Genomic DNA, 17,026 nt, shown 5'->3' with positions numbered 1-17,026 from the left:
GGCCGAAAGCGTGTTCACAGGCGCCGCTTAGCATCAGTGGTGATGACCAGCCGGAGCCAGCTCAGGACTCGCGGCGCGTGGCGGACCACGCGACTCGCGGCGCTCTGTCCTGCCCTGGCTGTGCTGCTCGCCGCGCTGGTGGTCTGTCTGGGTCCCCTGGCACACGCCACCAGCGCCCCGGCCGCCGCCCCAGCGACCACCATGTCGGCCATGGCGGTGAGCCCTGCGGACCACGAAACCAAGACGGTCACGCAGCCGGCCGACTGCCCCGCCGGCGACACATGCTGCGCTCCGGCCGCCCACGGCGTACACGGGGTGCTCGCTGCCCCCGTCCAACCTCTGCCGGTGCTCCTGCCCCGCATGCCGGACCTCCCCGGGCCGCCGGACAGCGCTCCGCGCCGCACCGAGCCCCCGCCCACCACCGGCGCCCCCGATCTCCACGTCCTGCAGGTGCAGCGGACCTAGACGGATGCCCTGACGCCGTGCGCTCACGCGTGCGCACGCGCCGAACGACATCCACCAACCCCTGCACCCACCGCCGCACGGCGGGACGAAGGACACACAGCCATGAGCAGGACCAGCAGGAAGGCCGCCGCGACCACGCGCAAGGCCCGCATCGAGGAGATGCGCCGCGCCGAGAAGGCCCGCGAGCGCCGCAACCGGATCATCACCATCACCCTGAGCACGGTCATCGTCGTCGGCCTGGTCGGCTGGGGCGCGTACTACATCAACAGCGCCAACGAGAAGGACGAGCAACAGGCCGCCGAGGCGAAGAAGCCCGTCAGCGGCGAGAAGACCTGGGACGCCAAGAAGCTCGGCCGCACCCACGTCACCGGCACCGTCAAGTACCCCATGAACCCGCCCGTCGGCGGCAACCACAACCAGGCATGGATGACCTGCGACGGCACCGTCTACACCCAGGCCATAGCGAACGAGAACGCCGTCCACTCCCTCGAACACGGCGCGGTCTGGGTCACGTACAACGGCAAGGCCACCGCCGCCGACATCAAGAAGCTCGCCGACAAGGTCACGAAGACCCCGTACACGCTGATGAGCCTGGACAAGACCCAGTCCGGGACGATCATGCTGTCCGCCTGGGGCCACCAGCTCAGCGTCAACACGGCGTCCGACGCGAGGGTCGAGCAGTTCCTCACCAAGTACGTGCAGGGCGCGCAGACCCCTGAGCCGGGCGCCGCCTGCACCGGCGGTCTGACCGCGTCATGACCGGTACGACGGATCCGGGCGAGGGGCACATTCGCAGGCCCGCCCTCTCCCGGTGGCTGATCACCGGCGCGGCGGCGTTGGTCGCCCTGGTCCTGGCCCTGGGGCTCCTGGCCACGACCCCCGGCGAGGGCGGCAGGGCGATCGACGTCCCGGCCGCCGACTCCGCCGACGCGGGCTTCGCGCGCGACATGGCCGTCCACCACCAGCAGGCGGTGGAGATGGCGTACATCGTCCGCGACCGCACCGCCGACGAGGACGTCCGCCGCCTCGCGTACGACATCGCCCAGACCCAGGCCAACCAGCGAGGCATGCTGCTCGGCTGGCTCGACCTGTGGGCCCTGCCGAAGACGTCACCGGACGGCTACATGGTCTGGATGCAGGGCGGCCACATGGGGCACGAGGTGAAGGACGGCTCGCTGATGCCGGGCATGGCCACCGACACCGAGCTCGCTGAACTCGGCAAGGCCAACGGCAGGCAGGCGGAGATCCTCTATCTCCAGCTCATGTATGACCACCACATGGGCGGCGTCGACATGGCCCGCGCCTGCATCCAGCATTGCGAGGTCGAGCCGGAGAAGAAGCTCGCCCAGGGCATGGTCGAGGCCCAGCAGTCGGAGATGCAGTTGATGACCGACCTGCTGAAGGAACGCGGCGCCGCGCCCCGGAAGTGATCGCCTCTCGGTCGGGCGTCGCCTGCTGCGGCGCCCGACCGGCTCACCCCGGTTCCGCAGGCGTGACCCCGTGACCGACTGCCAGCCACGTCACAGGCCGAAGGCGCCGCCCTTGATGAGGATGAGCAGGCCGAGGGCGATCAGGAGCAGGGGCAGCAGGATGTGGCCCCAGCGGGACAGGGCCTTGGCGATGACCGGGCGGATGGCGAAGAACCGGCCGGCGAAGCACCACACCGCCACCAGCACGAGGAACACCACGGCGTACACGCTCATCCCGCCGATGCCGGCGGTGGCGAAGACGGGCACGTAGACGCCGATGTTGTCGCCGCCGTTGGCGAAGGTGACCGCGGCGACCTCCAGCGGGCTCGGCCCGCCCTCCTTGGCCTGTGCCTCCTCCTCGTCCCCGTCGCCGTCGCGGTGGTTCTTCCACGCCTGCCAGGCGGCCTTGAGGCCCAGCGCGAGCGGTAACAGGCCGAGGTAGGGAATGGCGGACTCGGGCAGGAACGTGGCGCCGAACGCGGCTGCCGCCGCGACAGCGAGGATCGCGGCGAAGCCCAGGTACTGGCCGAGCACGATGCGGCGCGTGGAACCGCGGTGCCCGGCGCCCTGGGCGAAGAACAGCGCCAGGATCAGGATGTCGTCGATGTTGGTGACGGCGAACAGCCCGGCTGCCTGCCCGATGATGCCCAGGTCCACGAGTAGCTGTTCTTCCTTGGAGTCGGTGTCCCGGTGACGCTACCGAGAGCCCGGACCGAGCCCCGCACGGGGCCGACGCTCAGTGCCGAGTTCCGCCGCGAATCAGGAGGGGAGCCAGTGGTCGAGGTAAGCGCGAAGACCCTCCAACTGGAGGCCGCGCGCGACGTAGCCGAGGTAACCGTCCGGGCGCACGAGGCCCTGTGCGACGCCTGGCCACGAGCTCTCCGCGCCCAGCCGGTGGACGCTGATGAGGTCTTCCCTGCCGCATATGACCGACGCGAGCCGCTGGTCCGGCCAGAGGCGGGGCGGCCCGGTCAGCAGCAGGTGATAGCCCGGTCCGGCGGTCCGCGCCTGGAGCCCGTGCGGAAGATCGGGCAGCCGGTCACCCGCCCGAGGCCCGCTCCTCCTCAACGCACGCGAACCCACACTGACCGAGCTGCGGCGGTAGTGGATGTCGAGCTCTGAGACGGTACGGAAGACACGGTTGCGCAGCCAGCTCGCACGCAGTGCCAACGGGGCGAGCCGCGGGGCGAGTTGGACGCGGGCGAGGCGGAGGACGGGGTTGCGGCTGGTGGCGATGGTGAAGGCTCGGTCCGTGAAGCGCAGGACGCTGCGGCCGACCGGGGCGCGTTCCGCCTCGTACGTCTCCAGCAGTTCCTCGGGGGCGGCGCCCCGGCAGACGAGGGCGAGCTTCCAGCCGAGGTTGAGGGCGTCCTGGATACCGGTGTTCATGCCCTGCGCACCGGCCGGGCTGTGGATGTGGGCCGCATCCCCGGCCAGGAAGAACGGGCCGGATCGGTAGTGGGCCGCGCCACGGTTGTGGAGCCGGAAGTCGGTCATCCAGACCGGGTCCCGCAGGCGCAGCTCCTCGCCGGCGTATCGGTCGACGATCTCCTGCATCAGCCCCAGCGTCACCTCGGTGTCCGGCGTGCCAGGGGGCCGCATCGCGAGCATCCGCCAGGTCGCGGGCTCGCCGAGGGGGAAGAAGAACAGCATCCCGGCATCGGTCATGAAGGTGTGCGCGGCACCCGGCTCCAGACCGTCGGCCTCCAGGTCGGCGAGGAGGAAGGTCTGCGGGTAGGCGGAGCCGAGGAAATCGATGCCCGCCTCGCTTCGTACGGTGCTGTGGGCGCCGTCGCAGCCGACGACGTACCGGGCGCTCACGGTCTCCTCCCTGCCGTCCTGCCGCCGCAGTCGACAGGTGACGTACACGCTCTGCCTCTCCAGCCGTAGCAGTTCTGTGCCGCGCTCCACCGTCACGCCCTCCCTGCCCAGACGCTCCGCGAGGACGCACTCGGTCTCGGCCTGTGAGAGGAACAGCAGGAAGGAGTACGGGGTGTCGGTGAGCTCGCCGGAGAAGAGCGGTATCTGGACGACGCGTCCCGGAAGGTGCATCCGCAGCTGCACCGCAGGATTACCGCGCCTGACCAGCTCGTCGGTCACTCCGAACCCGGCCAGCGCCTCCAGTGTGCGCGGCTGGATGGCCAGCGCCCGTGACTCACGCACACGGTCAAGGGAGCGGTCGACGATCCGGAAGTCGGCGCCATGGGCGCGGAGTTGCGCGGCGAGGGCGAGCCCGGTCGGCCCCGCACCGACCACCAGCACATCCAGCGGTGCCGTCATGCATCCACGGTAGTGCTGACAGGTCCCGGCCGTCGGAGTCATCGGCAGCCGCGGGCGCCGTGACCACGACCCCAGGCGCGACGTCGTCCTCGTCGAGCGCCGCACCCCGTACCTCGGAACAGGGTCCTACTTGCTGCGCGCGTCCGCAGGCTGGGCAAGGATCTCCCCGCACAGGGCGACACAGTCGGCGCAGATCCACACGTCGGGGCCGGCGACAAGACGGCGCTCCTCGCTTTCCGTGTGACCGCAGAAGGAGCAGCGGGCCTGGGTGTCAGGGCGGGGCTTGCGGCGGGAGCGGCGGCCGAGGGCGGTGCGGGGGACGTTGATGTGGCAGTGGAGTTGGCGCTTGATGTCCGCCACGTCCACGTCCAGGGCCTGGAGGACGCGATGGGCGCGGGAGGCGGGGTTGGTGGCGATGACGGCCAGCAGCTGCGGCGTGGAGACGATGACAGGGGCGCAGGTCGGGGTGCGTTCGGTCGCCAGGTGTTCGGCGGCGGCCAGGGCCGCCCGGGCGTCGGCGGAGAAGGCGGCCTGGAGGGGACGGACTGGTGTGGCGGGTTGCCCGAAGAGCCGGTGGCCGGCGTCCCGGATCTTGTCGCGGGTGACGCCGAGTTTCTCCAGGATGGTGGCGGCCACGCCGTCGGTGAGCAGGCCGAGCAGCATGTGTTCGGTGCCGGCTTCGGCGAGCCCGTCGGCCTCGGCCGCGTCGAGAGCGGCGTCCAGGCAGCTCTGCAGGTTGCGGGCGCGTATGAGGCCGAGCGTCTTGGGGGGTTCCTCGACGCGGTCGGCATAACGCTGGCGGGCGGCCTGGCGGGAGACGCCGAGGTGCTCGCCGATGACGGTCCAGGAGTGTCCGGCCTCGCGTACGCGTCGTACGACCTGGTCGACGGCGGCTTCCGTGTGCGTGGACATGTCCTGGGAGAGGGCGATGACGGCGTCCAGCAGGGCGAGTTCGTCGTCGCTTCCGGCGCGGGCGTGGGCCGCTGCGATGAGCTGCTCCACGGTGGGCTCTTCGCTCATGCTGACAACCGTAGATTGTCATTCTCTGGGTGACAATCCCTTGTTGTCACCTGCCTGCCGGGCCGCCGATGATGCTGCAGATGTCCACGTCCGTGCAGCCACTCGGGTCCGTCGTCGCGGCGCGTTCGGCCAGGCCGCGCAGCGCGGTACGGGTCTTGCGCAGCTCGGCCATGCGCCGCTCGATGTCCGCGAGGTGTTGCTGGATCAGGTCCGTGACGTGCACGCACGGCGCCTCGCCCGAGTCGCGCAGGGTGAGGATCGAGCGGATCTCGGCGAGTGTCAGGCCGGCCGACTGGGCGTCGCGGACGAAGGCCAGCCGGGTGCCGGTCTGTGGCGGGTAGTCGCGGTAGCCGCTCGGCGTGCGGGGAGGTGCGGGCAGCAGCCCGGCCTGCTCGTAGAAGCGGATGGTCTTGGCCGTCAGACCGTTCGCGGCGGCCAGTTCTCCGATACGCATACGACCGAGGCTACGCCTTGACCTTCCAGTGCGCTGGAAGGTCTAACGTCGGTGGCATCCGCAGTGACCTGGGAGGACACGGCCATGCGCATCACGGTTCTGACGGTGCCCGACTGCCCCCACGGGCCGCTGGCGCGCGAGCGGATCGACCAGGCGCTCGACGGCCGGAGCGCGGAGGTGGAGCTGGTCAAGGTCGCCGACGAGGCAGACGCGGCCCGGTTAGGCATGACCGGCTCGCCGACCATCCTCATCGACGGCGTCGACCCCTTCGCCGTGCCGGGCGCAGCCGCCTCCGTCTCCTGCCGCCTGTACCGGGGACCGGACGGGCAGGTCGAGGGGGCACCGAGCATGGCCGACCTGCAGCGTGCGCTGCACGTCGCGGACGCCACCGCGGACTGCGAGGATCTGCCGATGGATGCTGCCGGGCGCGCCGGACGAGGGCGCCTCGCGCCGACCGCCGGCGGCCTGCGGGCCGTACAGCAGGCGGTTCTACGGCACTTCGCGGCCACCGGCCACGCACCCGACCCCGGCGACCTGGACGACATTGCCGCCTCGCACGGTCGTGGCGCCGCCGACGTGCTGGCGGAACTGGCGGCCGAGGACTTCATCACGCTCGACGGCCACGGCCGGATCCGGGCGGCGTACCCCTTCTCGGCTCTGCCCACGGCCCACCACGTCCGCCTCCCCGACGGCACCCAGCTGTGGTCGATGTGCGCGGTGGACGCCCTCGGCATCCCCGCCATGCTCGACACGGACGCGGTGATCACCTCCAGCGACCCCGTCACCGGCGATGCGATCACCGTCATAGCGGCCGACGGGCGGATGGACTGGACCCCACCCACCGCCGTCATCTACGTCGGCCAACGCTCCTGCGCCGGCTCTGCGGCCGACGTCGCCTGCGGAGCCCTGAACTTCTTCACCAGCCGCCGCACCGCCCGCATCTGGGCCGGGCAACATCCCGACTACACCGGTAAGGCCGTCGATCAGACCCGTGCCGAAGCCCTGGGCCGGGCCGTCTTCGGCTCCCTCCTGACAGAATCGGGGCTTGCCTGAGCACCGGGAGGCCCGCGCATGGAGACCCTCGACTCGAAGGACCCGCTGGCCGTCGCCGTCACCGAGGCAATCCGCACCGGAGACCTCCCCCGCGCTTGAGCGGCTCCTCGCCGAGAACCCCGGCGTGGCCACCGCGCACATCTCCGGGGACTGCGGCAAGCAGGCCCGTAGCCTCCTGCACATCGCCACCGACTGGCCGGGGCATTTCCCCAACGGCCCGCAGGTGGTCACCACCCTGGTCGCGGCCGGCGCGGACCCCAACGCCCGCTGCTCCGGCCCCCACACCGAGACTCCCCTGCACTGGGCGGCCAGCAGCAACGACATCCCGGTCCTCGACGCGCTGATCGCCGCCGGCGCCGACATCGAGGCACCGGGCGCCGTCATCGGCGGCGGCACCCCGCTCGCCGACGCCCGCGCCTTCGGCCAGTGGCGCGCGGCCCGCCGCCTCGTCGAACACGGCGCCCACGTCACCTTCCAGGACGCCGCCACCCTCGGCCTGCTCGACCAGGTCGAGACGTATGTGGCGTCCACCGGGCCCCGTACTCCGGAAGAGATCACCCGCGCGTTGTGGGGCGCCTGCCACGGCGGGCAACTCGCCACGGCCCAGTACCTGCACCGGCAAGGCGCGGACATCAACTGGATCGGCTACGACGACAAGACACCTCTGGACATTGCCCAGGCCGAGGACGCCACCGACGTGGTCCAGTGGTTGCTCGTGCAGGGCGCCAAGACGAGCGCCCAGCTCCTTGCATAGCCGGGCAACGAGATATGCCGCAGTCCCGCCGCCGGGCTCCTGGCGCCGATCGCGGCTGAACTCCCGGCGTTGTCAGTGCTGGGCGTCACAATCAACTCATGCGGAACAGACGTGGGTTCAGAATGCCGCAGGGTGCGGAAATCGTGAGCCATCAGGGCGATGAGTTCAGGGTTGATGTGAGCGTGCCCCTCGACGAGGATGGGTACCTCGGCCGCCAGTGCCCCGAGTGCTCGATGAGCTTCCGGATGAACGGGGAGGACTACAAAGCCCTGCCCGACGACCTCGAACTCTGGTGTGTCTACTGCGGCCACCACCAGGAGCATTCGGAGTTCATGACCGACCAGCAGCGGAATCGCGTCATGCGGGCCGCGGGCGACCTCGGCATGCAGATCGCGAGCCAAGCCCTGAGCGACGCCTTCCGAGGTCTGTCGAGGGGCAGTTCACACCGGTCCGGCCTATCCGTCTCCATCTCGTACAAGGAGAAGCCCTTCTACCCGCGCCCCCTTCCGGGCATCGACGAAGAGCGACTGGCCCGCGTCCGCACCTGCACCGGCTGCCAGGTCCGCTATGCCGTCTTCGACGAGCACCGGTTCTGCCCCGTGTGCGGTCGCCTCCCCGCCGCATCGGTCGCCTTCGACGCCCTCCAGGCCGAGACGGCGCGTCTCGACGCCCTGAACGCCGTGGCCGACGAGGCGAAGGCGGTACTGCGCGAGCAAGGGGTCTTCACCCGCAGTTGGGTCGACACGATCGAAAACGTCGTGGGGGTTGTCGAGGCCCTGGCCTCCGCTGTCTTCGAAGCCGCGGTGACGGATGCCGCCGACCGACTCCGGGGCAAGGGGAACGTCTTTCAGCGTCTCGACGACATGGCCGACCTGTTCGTGGCCGCCGGGTACGACGACCTCCGCGGCACTCTGGGACCGGAGAGCTGGCAGCGCCTCATCGCGACGTGGGCCGCCCGCCACGTCTTCACCCACAACGACGGCATCGTCGACGAGAAATACCTGCGAAAGGTCCCCACCTCGTCCGCACAGGTCGGCCGGCGTCTCGTCATCTCCGAAGCCACCTGCCGCCGGGCCGTCGAGGACACCACAAGCCTGTGCACGGCGCTGGCCGAGCTGACCGTCTAGGGCCGCACCCTCAGTTGCGGAAGACGCGAAAGGCCAAGCGGCAGCGATCAGGGGGTAGTCGAAGGCTCAGCGAAGTGCGGTCGTGCGGTCGAAGTTCTTGCCGTGACACCGGTGACGGCGATGCGGCCGGCGGTCCGGTTCCCCCTCTGATGTGCCCAGGGCGCGCTGGTGACAGCGGCGGTTGGATGCCCCATGCTGGGTGGGTTATGACGCCTTCGGCCTGGATGCCTCATCCGCGACCGCGTGGCCGTGTGCCGGCCGCGTTGCCGATGGCAGTGGTGCGGGCCGGAGTTTTCGCGGTGGCGAGCACGGGGTTGGCGATCGCCTCGTATCACTTCGTCTTCGGCGGCATGCCTTCCTGGAGCGCCGGGGCCCTGGCTGTCGCCGGGCTGTTCGGCGCTGCGCTGCCGCGTGCTTCCCATTCGGCGTCCGTGTGGCGGTGGCTGGCCGTCGTCTGCGGAGGACAGGCCGCCGCCTGCTGGTGGTTCCATCTGGCGAGTGGCGGTACGCCGGGCGCCGCACGCGACAACTGGCTGCTCATCCCGGTCCACGCGCACCGGCCCCTGATCGTCATGCAGCTCGCGCTGACCCTGCTCGTGGCCTGCATGCTGCACGGCGCGGACGCCGCCTGCCGCCGCCCGCTGCGGAACGTGGGTCGCGAACTGCACCACATCCGGGGCTATTTGCGGCGGCTGCTGCATCCGGTGTCCGTCCCGCTCACGGTTGCCCTGCCCCAACCGGGTCCACACCGCTCCCCGGGCCCGGCCCGGGCTTCCCCTCCCCATGTCCTACTCGCGGACGTGGTCGTACGGCGGGGCCCCCGTCACGGCTGCCGCTCGCCGTCCAACCGTGCTGACGCACGGGGACGGGAGCGGCTTCGGCATGCCCAACAGCCGTTTGTGACATCGCCGTCGGCGGTGTCAGGGGGGAACACTCATGTCTGAAACATCCACGCCTGGAACATCCATGTCCGGAACGTCCGCGACTGTTGTCGTCATCGGGGCGGGCCCGTACGGCCTGTCCACCGCCGCGCACCTGCGGGCGCGCGGCCTGACCGTAAGGATCTTCGGCTCGCCCATGGCGAGCTGGGCCGAGAACATGCCGAACGGCATGCTCCTGAAGTCACCGCCCAGCGCCTCCGCGCTGTCCGCGCCGCGCGCGGGCTTCACCCTCGACGACTACTGCCGCAAGGCCGGCGAGACCCTGCTCGGCGAGCACGACCAGGTGCCCATCGAGCTGTTCGTCCGCTATGGGCTGTGGTTCCGCGACCAGTTGGTGCCCGACGTCGAGGACGTACGGGTGTCGACGGTCGACCGGCACGCGGGCGGCTTCCGCCTGAAGCTGTCCTCGGGCGAGGAACTGCGGGCCGCCGCCGTGGTCGTGGCCACGGGTCTCACCGGCTTCGCCCACCTGCCCGCGCCCCTGGCCGCGGCCGTCCCCGACGGTCCCTCCGCCCTGGGCTCCGTCTCGCACAGTTCGCAGCACACCGACCTGACCCGTTTCACCGGACGCAGGGTCACCGTTGTCGGCGCCGGGCAGTCGGCACTGGAAGGCGCCGTCCTGCTCCAGGAGGCCGGAGCGCAGGCACAGGTCCTCACCCGCAGCCCGCAAGTGGCGTTTGGCGCCCCGCCGACGCCGGGCCCGCACTGGCAGCCGGACACCCCGGTGGGCCGCTCCTGGAGGCTGTACGGCTTCGTCCACCACGCCGCCGCCTTCCGTCGCCTGCCGCAGAACACCCGGCTCTGCCTGGTCAAACGGGTCCTGGGCCCGTGCGGCGCCTGGTGGCTCAAGGACCGCTTCGACGGCCGGGTGCCGGTCCTGGCCGGGCAGCACCTCACCGGCGCGGACACGCACGGGGCCGGCGTCACCCTGAGCACCCGGGCGACAGACGGACGTACGCACACGATCGAGACCGATCACGTCATGGCCGCCACCGGCTACCGCGTCCACCTGGAGGCCCTGGACTTCCTCTCCCCCGAACTGCGCGCCGACCTCGCCCGGAGCGGCGGATTCCCGCGCCTGGACAAGGATCTCGCCTCCACTGTGCCCGGCCTGTACTTCACCGGGCTCCCGGCCGCTGCCAGCTTCGGGCCCGTCCTGCGGTTCGTGTGCGGCACGGCGTTCGCCTCACCGCGGCTGGCCGCGGCGGTAGCGGCGCAGCGGGCTTGAGGCGCTCACGGTCAGCGGCTCCGTCTTCCCGGAGCCGCTGACTCAGAGCAAACGGCGAACGCGGCGGACGATCTTCGGAGCCGTGGCCACGGCTCCGTGGCCGCCGAGCTGTTCGGTGACACATCCTCCGCGTCACTGCTGGCCAGGCACAGCGGGTCCGGCTCCGTGCGCCCCGTCCGTTCAACCGGGCCGGGTAGGGTCGCGCCGCGGTGCGGGCCGAGCACGCGGGAGAGGAAAGCGACGTGGCGGTGGCGGGCGAGGACCGGGTCGAAGAGGTCCGGGTGGGGCTGGGGACGATAGCCCGGGAGTGGGGCCGCATCGGCTGTATCGGGTTCGGCGGACCGCCGACCCATATCGCACTGCTCCGCCAGCTGTGCGTGGACCGCCGCCGCTGGATCGCCGCTGCCGAGTTCGAGGACGGCATCGCGGCGACCAATCTGCTGCCCGGCCCGGCCTCGACCCAGCTGGCGATCTTCACCGCATGGCGGCTACGTGGCCTGGCCGGGGCGCTGGTCGGCGGGGTGTGCTTCATCGTGCCGGGCCTGGTGCTGATCCTGGCTCTGGCCGCGCTGTTCCTGGCCGGACACCCGCCGCTGTGGGTGAGGGGCGCCGCAGCGGGCGCCGGGGCCGCGGTCGCGGCGGTGGCAGTGCAGGCGGCCGTCAGCCTGGTGCCGGCGAGCTGGAAGCGGGCCGGGCAGGCACGGGCGGCACGGGCTCGGTGGATCGGCTACGGCTTGGCTGGCGGGGCTGCAGCCACGCTTACCGGGCCGTGGCTGGTCTTGGTGCTGCTCGGCGCCGGCCTCGTGGAGGTCGCGGTCCGGGCGCGCGCGTCGGGGCATCCGGCCCGGCGGGCCGCCTCGTGGCCGTTGCTGGCCGCCGCGCCGGTGGCGAGCGGGGGTCTGCTGGCACTGGCGTGGGTGGCGCTCAAGGTCGGCGCGCTGTCCTACGGCGGCGGGTTCGTGATCATCCCGCTGATGCAGGCCGACGCGGTCGACCACTACCACTGGATGACCGACGGACAGTTCCTCAACGCCGTCGCGCTGGGCCAGATCACGCCGGGGCCGGTGGTACAGACCGTCGCGGTCGTCGGATACGCCGCCGCCGGAGTGGGCGGCGGGCTGCTCGCTGCGGCCGTGGCCTTCGCCCCGTCGTTCCTGTTCGTGATCGTCGGCGGGCCCCGGTTCGACCGGCTGCGGGCCAACGACCAGGTGCAGGCGTTCTTCACCGGGGCCGGACCGGCGGTCATCGGCGCCATCGCCGGATCGGCGATCCCCCTGGCCCTGGCACTGCAACATGCATGGCAGTACGGCGTCCTCGCCGCAGCAGCGGTGTGGCTGCTGGCCGCCCGCCGGGGCGTGGTCAGCGCGCTGCTGGGAGCGGGAGTACTGGGAGTGATCGTGGTGCTCGCCGGGTGGCCGGTGTCCTGACCGTTCTCCCGATCTCACCGGATGCACCCCGTCCGTGAGGGAGCGGGGAGTGCCGGCCACGCTCGGCCCGTGAGGGAGGCCACTGAGCTCAGCCTCGGGTCCGGTCGGTCGTAGTTTTCCTGCCCGTCGTCGCTCTCACGGTGAGGCCGATGGCCCCGTTCTCACAGCGTGGCAGCCGTCTTGAGTAGCGCGGTTGCCGCCGTTTCAATGTCCTCGGGCGTGCTCCAGCGGCACAGCGACAGCCGCAGAGCCCCCAGCGCGCGGTCCGCATCGAGGCCCATCGCGGTCAGTACGGGCGAGGGGGTGTGGGCGCCGCTGTGGCAGGCCGAGCCTGTGGAGGCCGCGATGCCGGGTGCGGCGGCGAGGAGTTCGTGCCCGAGCACGCCGTCGATGCTGACGTTCAGCGTGTTGGGCAGGCGCTCGGCGCCGGGTCCGTTGAGGTGGACGCGGCCGGGCAGGGCGTCGGCCAGGCGCCGGTGCAGGCCGTCACGGAGTGCCGCGATACGGGCCGGTGCCCCGTCAGCCAGTTCTGCGGCGGCGAGTTCGGCGGCCGTGCCCAGCGCAACGGCAAGCGCGACGTTCTCGGTGCCGGCGCGCAGGCCGTGCTCTTGGCCGCCGCCGTAGACCAGCGGTTCGAGGGCGACACCCTGGCGGACGTACAGAGCGGCGATGCCCTTCGGTGCGTACATCTTGTGGCCGACGACCGTCAGCAAGTCGACGCCCAACACTCGTACGTCCAAGGAGATTTTCCCGACCGCCTGGGCGGCGTCGGAGTGGAAGAGCGCCCCGTGGGCGCGGGTGCTGCGGGCCAGTTCGGCGACGGGCTGGAGTGCGCCGGTCTCGTTGTTCGCAGCCATGACCGAGACCAGGACGGTGCGCTCGGTGAGGGCGGCGGCGAGCGCCGCCGGGTCGACCAGGCCGTCGCCGTCCACGGGCAGGTACGTCACCTCGGCGCCGTGGAGGCGTTCCAGGGCGCGGCAGGTCTCCAGGACGGCCGGGTGCTCGGTGACCTGGGTGATCACATGGGGGCGGTCGGCCTTGGCGCTCAGTACGGCGCCGCGCAGGGCGAGGCCGTCGGCCTCGGAGCCGGAGCCGGTGAAGACGATCTCGTCGGGCCGGGCCCCGATCAGGGCGGCGACCTGTGCCCGTGCCTGATCGAGCGCCTGGCGGGGCTGATCGCTGTAGGAATGACTGCTGGAGGGGTTGCCGAACCAGTCCGCCAGATACGGGCGCATCGCCTCGATCACCCGCGGGTCGACCGGGGTGGTGGCGTTGTAGTCCAGATACACCGGACCGTCCGCCAGGCCCGGGTGGGTGGGGATCACGCGGCTGGCTCCGTCTCCACGGGCAGCTCCGCCAGCCGCCACTCCAGCATCCCGTCCACCAGACGGACCGCCCTGCGACCCTGCTCGCGCAGGAGCCGTACGGCGTCATGGGCCAGCACGCAGTACTCGCCGCGGCAGTAGGCGACGACTTCGGTGTCGGCGGGCAACTCGGCGATCCGGTCGGCGAGTTCCTCGACCGGGATGGAGATGGCTCCGGGGATGTGACCGGCGGCGTACTCCTCGGCCGGACGCACGTCGAGGACGACGACCTCGCCCGCCTGCGCGCGGGCCAGCAGCACCTCCCGTCCGACTCCCTCCGGCTGGTCGTCGCCGAGGTAGGCGGTGCGGGCGGCCTCGACGCCTGCCTGGTGGGTCTGGGCGACCCGGCGCAGCAGGGCGTAGAGGGCGGCGACGTCGTCTCCGGCCAGCCGGTAGTGGATGCGCACGCCCTCGCGGCGGGTGGCCACGAGCCCGGCCTGCTTCAGGGTCTGCAGGTGCGCGGAGGCGGTGGTCAGGTTGAGCCCAGCCGCCTTGGCGAGGGCGTCGACGGTGCGCTCGCCCTGCGCCAGCAGATCGAGCAGTTCCAGACGCTTCCCGCTGCTCAGCGCCTTACCGGTGTGGGCGAAGGCGTCGTACAGAGCCGACTTGCGCGCGGGGTCTCCCATGGCATCCTCCATAGATCCATGGAATATTGTATCTATGGGCGGGCGCCGCGACCACCCGGCGCCTACCGTGACCCCAGGAGGACCCGATGGGCTTCGCCGACGATCACCTGATACCGCTGGTCGACGAGGGGCTGGGCAACAGCTCCTACCTCGTCGACCTGGGCGACGGACGCGCCCTGGCGGTGGACGCGAGCCGGGATCTGCGCGCCCTGCGGGCTGCCGCCGGGCGGCGCGGACTCAGGGTCGCGTACGCCGCCGACACCCACCTGCACGCCGACTTCCTCACCGGCGCGCTCCAACTCGCCGCCGACGACGGCGCGACCGTCCTGGCCTCGGCCGCCGGACACCGCGCCTTCCCGCACACCGAGCTCGCCGACGGCGACGAGACCGAGCTGGGCGGACTGACACTGCGGGCCCTGGCCACCCCCGGCCACACCGACGAGCACCTGTCCTTCCTTCTGCTGGACGGCACAAGGGAGTTGGGTGTCTTCACCGGCGGCTCGCTGATCGTCGGTTCCGCCGCCCGCACCGACCTGCTCGGCCCCGAACGCGCCGACGAACTCGCCCGCGCCCAGTACCACTCGTTGCGCCGCCTGACCCAACTCCCGGACCCGACCGCCGTATGGCCCACCCACGGCGCCGGATCCTTCTGCTCCGCCCCACCCGGCGCCGAGCGCACCACCACAATCGGCGCCCAGAAACAGGCCAACTCCCTGCTCGCAGCGCCGGACGAGGACACCTTCGTACGGCAGTTGCTGGGCAGCCTCGGCTCCTACCCCGCCTACTTCGACCGCCTGGGCGAGATCAACCGGCGCGGCCCCGCGGTCCTCGGCACCACCCCGCCCATCGCCGCACTCTCGGCGGCCGAGACACGCCAACTGCTGGGCCAGGGAACCCAGATCATCGACGTACGATCCGTCACGGACTTCGCCCACGGCCACATCCCCGGCGCGATCTCCATCCCGCTGCGCGACCAGTTCGCCACCTGGCTCGGCTGGCTGCTGCCCGACGACACCCCGCTCATCTTCGTCACCGCTCCCGGCCAGGACCTTACCGAACTCACCTGGCAGGCCCTGAAGATCGGATACGAACGGCTGGCCGGATACCTGGAGTGGGCCGTCTGGCAGACGGACGGAGGAGGGCGGCAGACCATCGGCCTGCTCACCGCCGACCGCATCGGCGAACGTCCGGTCCTCGACATCCGGCAACGGGCCGAGCACCTCGCCGGACACATCCCCGGCGCCGTCGGCATCGAACTCGGTGAACTGACCGCCCGTGCCGACGAAGCACCGGCCGGGGCCGTCGTCGCCTGCGGGCACGGCGAGCGCGCCATGACCGCCGCCAGCCTCCTCGCGCGTGCCGGACACCGCGACCTCGCCGTCCTGGACGGCGGACCGGGCGACTGGGCCAAGGCCACTGGCCGCACCCTGGTGGAGGGCGCGTGACCGCCACTGCCACCCCCGGCGGCATACGGCTCGGACTGCGCGCCAACCTCGCCCAGTTCACCCTGCTCGTCGCGGTCAACGCCCTGGTCGGCGGCGTGCTCGGCCAGGAACGCACCGTACTGCCACTGCTCGCCGACGACGTCTTCCACCTGTCCGCCTACACCGCCGCCCTCACCTACATACTGGCCTTCGGCGCCACCAAAGCCATCACCAACTTCTTCGCCGGCACCCTCTCCGACCGCTACGGCCGCAAGCCCGTCCTGATCGCTGGCTGGCTGATCGCCCTGCCGATACCCGCCATGCTCGCCTGGGGCCCTACCTGGGCCTGGATCATCGCCGCCAACGTCCTGCTCGGCGTCAACCAAGGCCTGACCTGGTCCACCACCGTCATCATGAAGATCGACCTGGTCGGCCCGGAACGCCGCGGCCTGGCCATGGGCTTCAACGAGGCCGCCGGCTACAGCGCGGTCGCCGCCACCGCGATGGCCACCGGCGCCATCGCAGTACACGCCGGACTACGGCCCGAGCCATTCCTGCTCGGCGCCGTCTATGCCGTCCTGGCCCTGGGCCTGTCCACCTTCGCCGTCCGCGAGACCCGCGACCACGCCCGCGCCGAGGCCACCGAGCACCCCGAACAACCGGGCTCCGAAGCCGAGTTGACCACCGGACAGGTCGCCCGCCGCACCAGCCTCACCGACAAGGCCCTGTCCGCCGCCAGCCAGGCCGGCATGGTCAACAACCTCAACGACGCCCTCGCCTGGGGCATCTTCCCCCTGCTCTTCGCCGCCCACGGCCTGAACGTGGGTCAGATCGGCATCCTCGCCGCCCTCTACCCCGCCGTATGGGGCGCCGGCCAGATGCTCACCGGCTGGTGGTCCGACCACATCGGCCGCAAACACCTCATCACCGCGGGCATGCTGCTCCAGGCCGCCGCCATCGCCCTCGTCGCCGCCGCAACCACCTTCCCCGTCTGGGCCACCGCCCAGATCCTCCTCGGCATCGGCACCGCGCTCGTCTACCCGACCCTCCTCGCCGTCATCGGCGACGTCGCCCACCCCGCCTGGCGCGCCCGCGCCGTCGGCGTCTACCGCCTGTGGCGCGACGGCGGCTTCGCCATCGGCGCACTGATCGCCGGCATCCTCGCCGACGCCTACAACCTCACCACCGCCATCTGGGCCGTCGCCGCCCTGACCGCCGCCTCCGGCCTCGTCGTCGCGATCCGCATGTACGAGACCCATCCGCGCACCTGACGCCGATCAGTCAACAGCAGTCGCACCTGGCGCATCACCAACCGGAACCCGCCATCGCCTTTTGGCTACTGCAACTCTTGGCTGGAGGCCCTGCGAGAAAACCGCTCCAAACGGGTGCAATCG

17 protein-coding genes are annotated in these 17,026 nt (G+C 71.4%); 11 read left to right on the top strand and 6 right to left on the bottom strand.

Translation table 11 applies throughout. The features are described 5' to 3' along the window. Window positions 1–42: 42 nt before the first annotated feature. From AC5DRG_RS49480 to AC5DRG_RS49470, 3 genes are all read left to right on the top strand, one after another. A complete protein-coding gene (locus AC5DRG_RS49480) occupies window positions 43–465 on the top strand; it encodes a hypothetical protein (RefSeq protein ID WP_491806901.1) in 423 nt (140 codons plus the stop codon). A 102-nt stretch (window positions 466–567) separates the two neighbouring features. Next, window positions 568–1,224 carry a thioredoxin-like domain-containing protein gene (locus AC5DRG_RS49475; protein ID WP_491806900.1) on the top strand — a complete coding sequence of 219 codons (657 nt, stop codon included), beginning with the start codon at window positions 568–570 and terminating at the stop codon, window positions 1,222–1,224. After that, window positions 1,221–1,895: a DUF305 domain-containing protein gene (locus tag AC5DRG_RS49470; protein WP_491806899.1), complete on the top strand. Its 675-nt coding sequence runs from the start codon at window positions 1,221–1,223 to the stop codon at window positions 1,893–1,895. Before AC5DRG_RS49475 ends, AC5DRG_RS49470 begins: the two co-directional genes overlap by 4 nt. 90 nt (window positions 1,896–1,985) lie before the next feature. Here the strand turns inward: AC5DRG_RS49470 and AC5DRG_RS49465 are convergent, their stop codons facing one another. From AC5DRG_RS49465 to AC5DRG_RS49450, 4 genes are all read right to left on the bottom strand, one after another. Next, a complete protein-coding gene (locus AC5DRG_RS49465) occupies window positions 1,986–2,591 on the bottom strand; it encodes a cadmium resistance transporter (protein ID WP_491806898.1) in 606 nt (201 codons plus the stop codon). Between the two features lie 102 nt (window positions 2,592–2,693). Next, on the bottom strand, window positions 2,694–4,214 hold the full coding sequence (locus AC5DRG_RS49460; protein ID WP_491806897.1) for an FAD-dependent monooxygenase: 1,521 nt from the start codon (window positions 4,212–4,214) through the stop codon (window positions 2,694–2,696). A gap of 126 nt (window positions 4,215–4,340) precedes the next feature. Beyond that, a complete protein-coding gene (locus AC5DRG_RS49455) occupies window positions 4,341–5,234 on the bottom strand; it encodes a ClpX C4-type zinc finger protein (RefSeq protein ID WP_491806896.1) in 894 nt (297 codons plus the stop codon). Window positions 5,235–5,280: 46 nt separating this feature from the next. Beyond that, window positions 5,281–5,688 carry a heavy metal-responsive transcriptional regulator gene (locus tag AC5DRG_RS49450; protein ID WP_491806895.1) on the bottom strand — a complete coding sequence of 136 codons (408 nt, stop codon included), beginning with the start codon at window positions 5,686–5,688 and terminating at the stop codon, window positions 5,281–5,283. A gap of 51 nt (window positions 5,689–5,739) precedes the next feature. Between AC5DRG_RS49450 and AC5DRG_RS49445 the strand changes: the two genes are divergently transcribed. From AC5DRG_RS49445 to chrA, 6 genes are all read left to right on the top strand, one after another. Next, window positions 5,740–6,741: an alkylmercury lyase family protein gene (locus AC5DRG_RS49445; protein ID WP_491806893.1), complete on the top strand. Its 1,002-nt coding sequence runs from the start codon at window positions 5,740–5,742 to the stop codon at window positions 6,739–6,741. A 124-nt stretch (window positions 6,742–6,865) separates the two neighbouring features. Continuing rightward, on the top strand, window positions 6,866–7,495 hold the full coding sequence (locus tag AC5DRG_RS49440; RefSeq protein WP_491806892.1) for an ankyrin repeat domain-containing protein: 630 nt from the start codon (window positions 6,866–6,868) through the stop codon (window positions 7,493–7,495). 143 nt (window positions 7,496–7,638) lie between these two features. Then, on the top strand, window positions 7,639–8,622 hold the full coding sequence (locus tag AC5DRG_RS49435) for a hypothetical protein (protein ID WP_491806891.1): 984 nt from the start codon (window positions 7,639–7,641) through the stop codon (window positions 8,620–8,622). 299 nt (window positions 8,623–8,921) lie between these two features. Then, window positions 8,922–9,566: a hypothetical protein gene (locus tag AC5DRG_RS49430; RefSeq protein WP_491806890.1), complete on the top strand. Its 645-nt coding sequence runs from the start codon at window positions 8,922–8,924 to the stop codon at window positions 9,564–9,566. Window positions 9,567–9,588: 22 nt separating this feature from the next. Continuing rightward, window positions 9,589–10,791, top strand: a complete 1,203-nt coding sequence (locus tag AC5DRG_RS49425) for an NAD(P)-binding domain-containing protein (protein ID WP_491806889.1) — start codon at window positions 9,589–9,591, stop codon at window positions 10,789–10,791. Window positions 10,792–11,033: 242 nt separating this feature from the next. Beyond that, window positions 11,034–12,218 carry a chromate efflux transporter gene (gene chrA / locus AC5DRG_RS49420; protein ID WP_491806888.1) on the top strand — a complete coding sequence of 395 codons (1,185 nt, stop codon included), beginning with the start codon at window positions 11,034–11,036 and terminating at the stop codon, window positions 12,216–12,218. Between the two features lie 161 nt (window positions 12,219–12,379). Here the strand turns inward: chrA and AC5DRG_RS49415 are convergent, their stop codons facing one another. Both AC5DRG_RS49415 and AC5DRG_RS49410 read right to left on the bottom strand, forming a co-directional pair. Next, window positions 12,380–13,543, bottom strand: coding sequence for a cysteine desulfurase family protein (locus AC5DRG_RS49415; protein WP_491806887.1), 1,164 nt, complete (start codon window positions 13,541–13,543; stop codon window positions 12,380–12,382). Continuing rightward, on the bottom strand, window positions 13,540–14,208 hold the full coding sequence (locus AC5DRG_RS49410; protein ID WP_491806886.1) for an ArsR/SmtB family transcription factor: 669 nt from the start codon (window positions 14,206–14,208) through the stop codon (window positions 13,540–13,542). The genes AC5DRG_RS49415 and AC5DRG_RS49410 overlap by 4 nt, the downstream gene beginning before the upstream one ends. 86 nt (window positions 14,209–14,294) lie before the next feature. On the opposite strand from AC5DRG_RS49410, the gene AC5DRG_RS49405 reads away from it, so the two are divergent. Beyond that, window positions 14,295–15,653, top strand: a complete 1,359-nt coding sequence (locus AC5DRG_RS49405) for an MBL fold metallo-hydrolase (RefSeq protein WP_491806885.1) — start codon at window positions 14,295–14,297, stop codon at window positions 15,651–15,653. Next, the gene (locus AC5DRG_RS49400; protein WP_491806883.1) at window positions 15,650–16,903 is read left to right on the top strand and encodes an MFS transporter; all 1,254 of its coding nucleotides are present in this window, start codon (window positions 15,650–15,652) and stop codon (window positions 16,901–16,903) included. The genes AC5DRG_RS49405 and AC5DRG_RS49400 overlap by 4 nt, the downstream gene beginning before the upstream one ends. Window positions 16,904–17,026: the final 123 nt, after the last annotated feature.

This window comes from Streptomyces sp. JLBG701 (genome assembly GCF_058544905.1).
The sequence above is the reverse complement of the archived record's forward strand: the minus strand, read 5'-3'. Positions and strand labels throughout refer to the sequence as shown.

Coding starts and splice junctions, on each gene's coding strand:
- AC5DRG_RS49410 (WP_491806886.1), bottom strand. CDS start 14,208: ATGGGAGACCCCGCGCGCAAGTCGGCTCTGTACGACGCCTTCGCCCAC.
- AC5DRG_RS49455 (WP_491806896.1), bottom strand. CDS start 5,234: ATGAGCGAAGAGCCCACCGTGGAGCAGCTCATCGCAGCGGCCCACGCC.
- AC5DRG_RS49460 (WP_491806897.1), bottom strand. CDS start 4,214: ATGACGGCACCGCTGGATGTGCTGGTGGTCGGTGCGGGGCCGACCGGG.
- AC5DRG_RS49405 (WP_491806885.1), top strand. CDS start 14,295: ATGGGCTTCGCCGACGATCACCTGATACCGCTGGTCGACGAGGGGCTG.
- AC5DRG_RS49475 (WP_491806900.1), top strand. CDS start 568: ATGAGCAGGACCAGCAGGAAGGCCGCCGCGACCACGCGCAAGGCCCGC.
- AC5DRG_RS49425 (WP_491806889.1), top strand. CDS start 9,589: ATGTCCGGAACGTCCGCGACTGTTGTCGTCATCGGGGCGGGCCCGTAC.
- AC5DRG_RS49480 (WP_491806901.1), top strand. CDS start 43: ATGACCAGCCGGAGCCAGCTCAGGACTCGCGGCGCGTGGCGGACCACG.
- AC5DRG_RS49450 (WP_491806895.1), bottom strand. CDS start 5,688: ATGCGTATCGGAGAACTGGCCGCCGCGAACGGTCTGACGGCCAAGACC.
- AC5DRG_RS49470 (WP_491806899.1), top strand. CDS start 1,221: ATGACCGGTACGACGGATCCGGGCGAGGGGCACATTCGCAGGCCCGCC.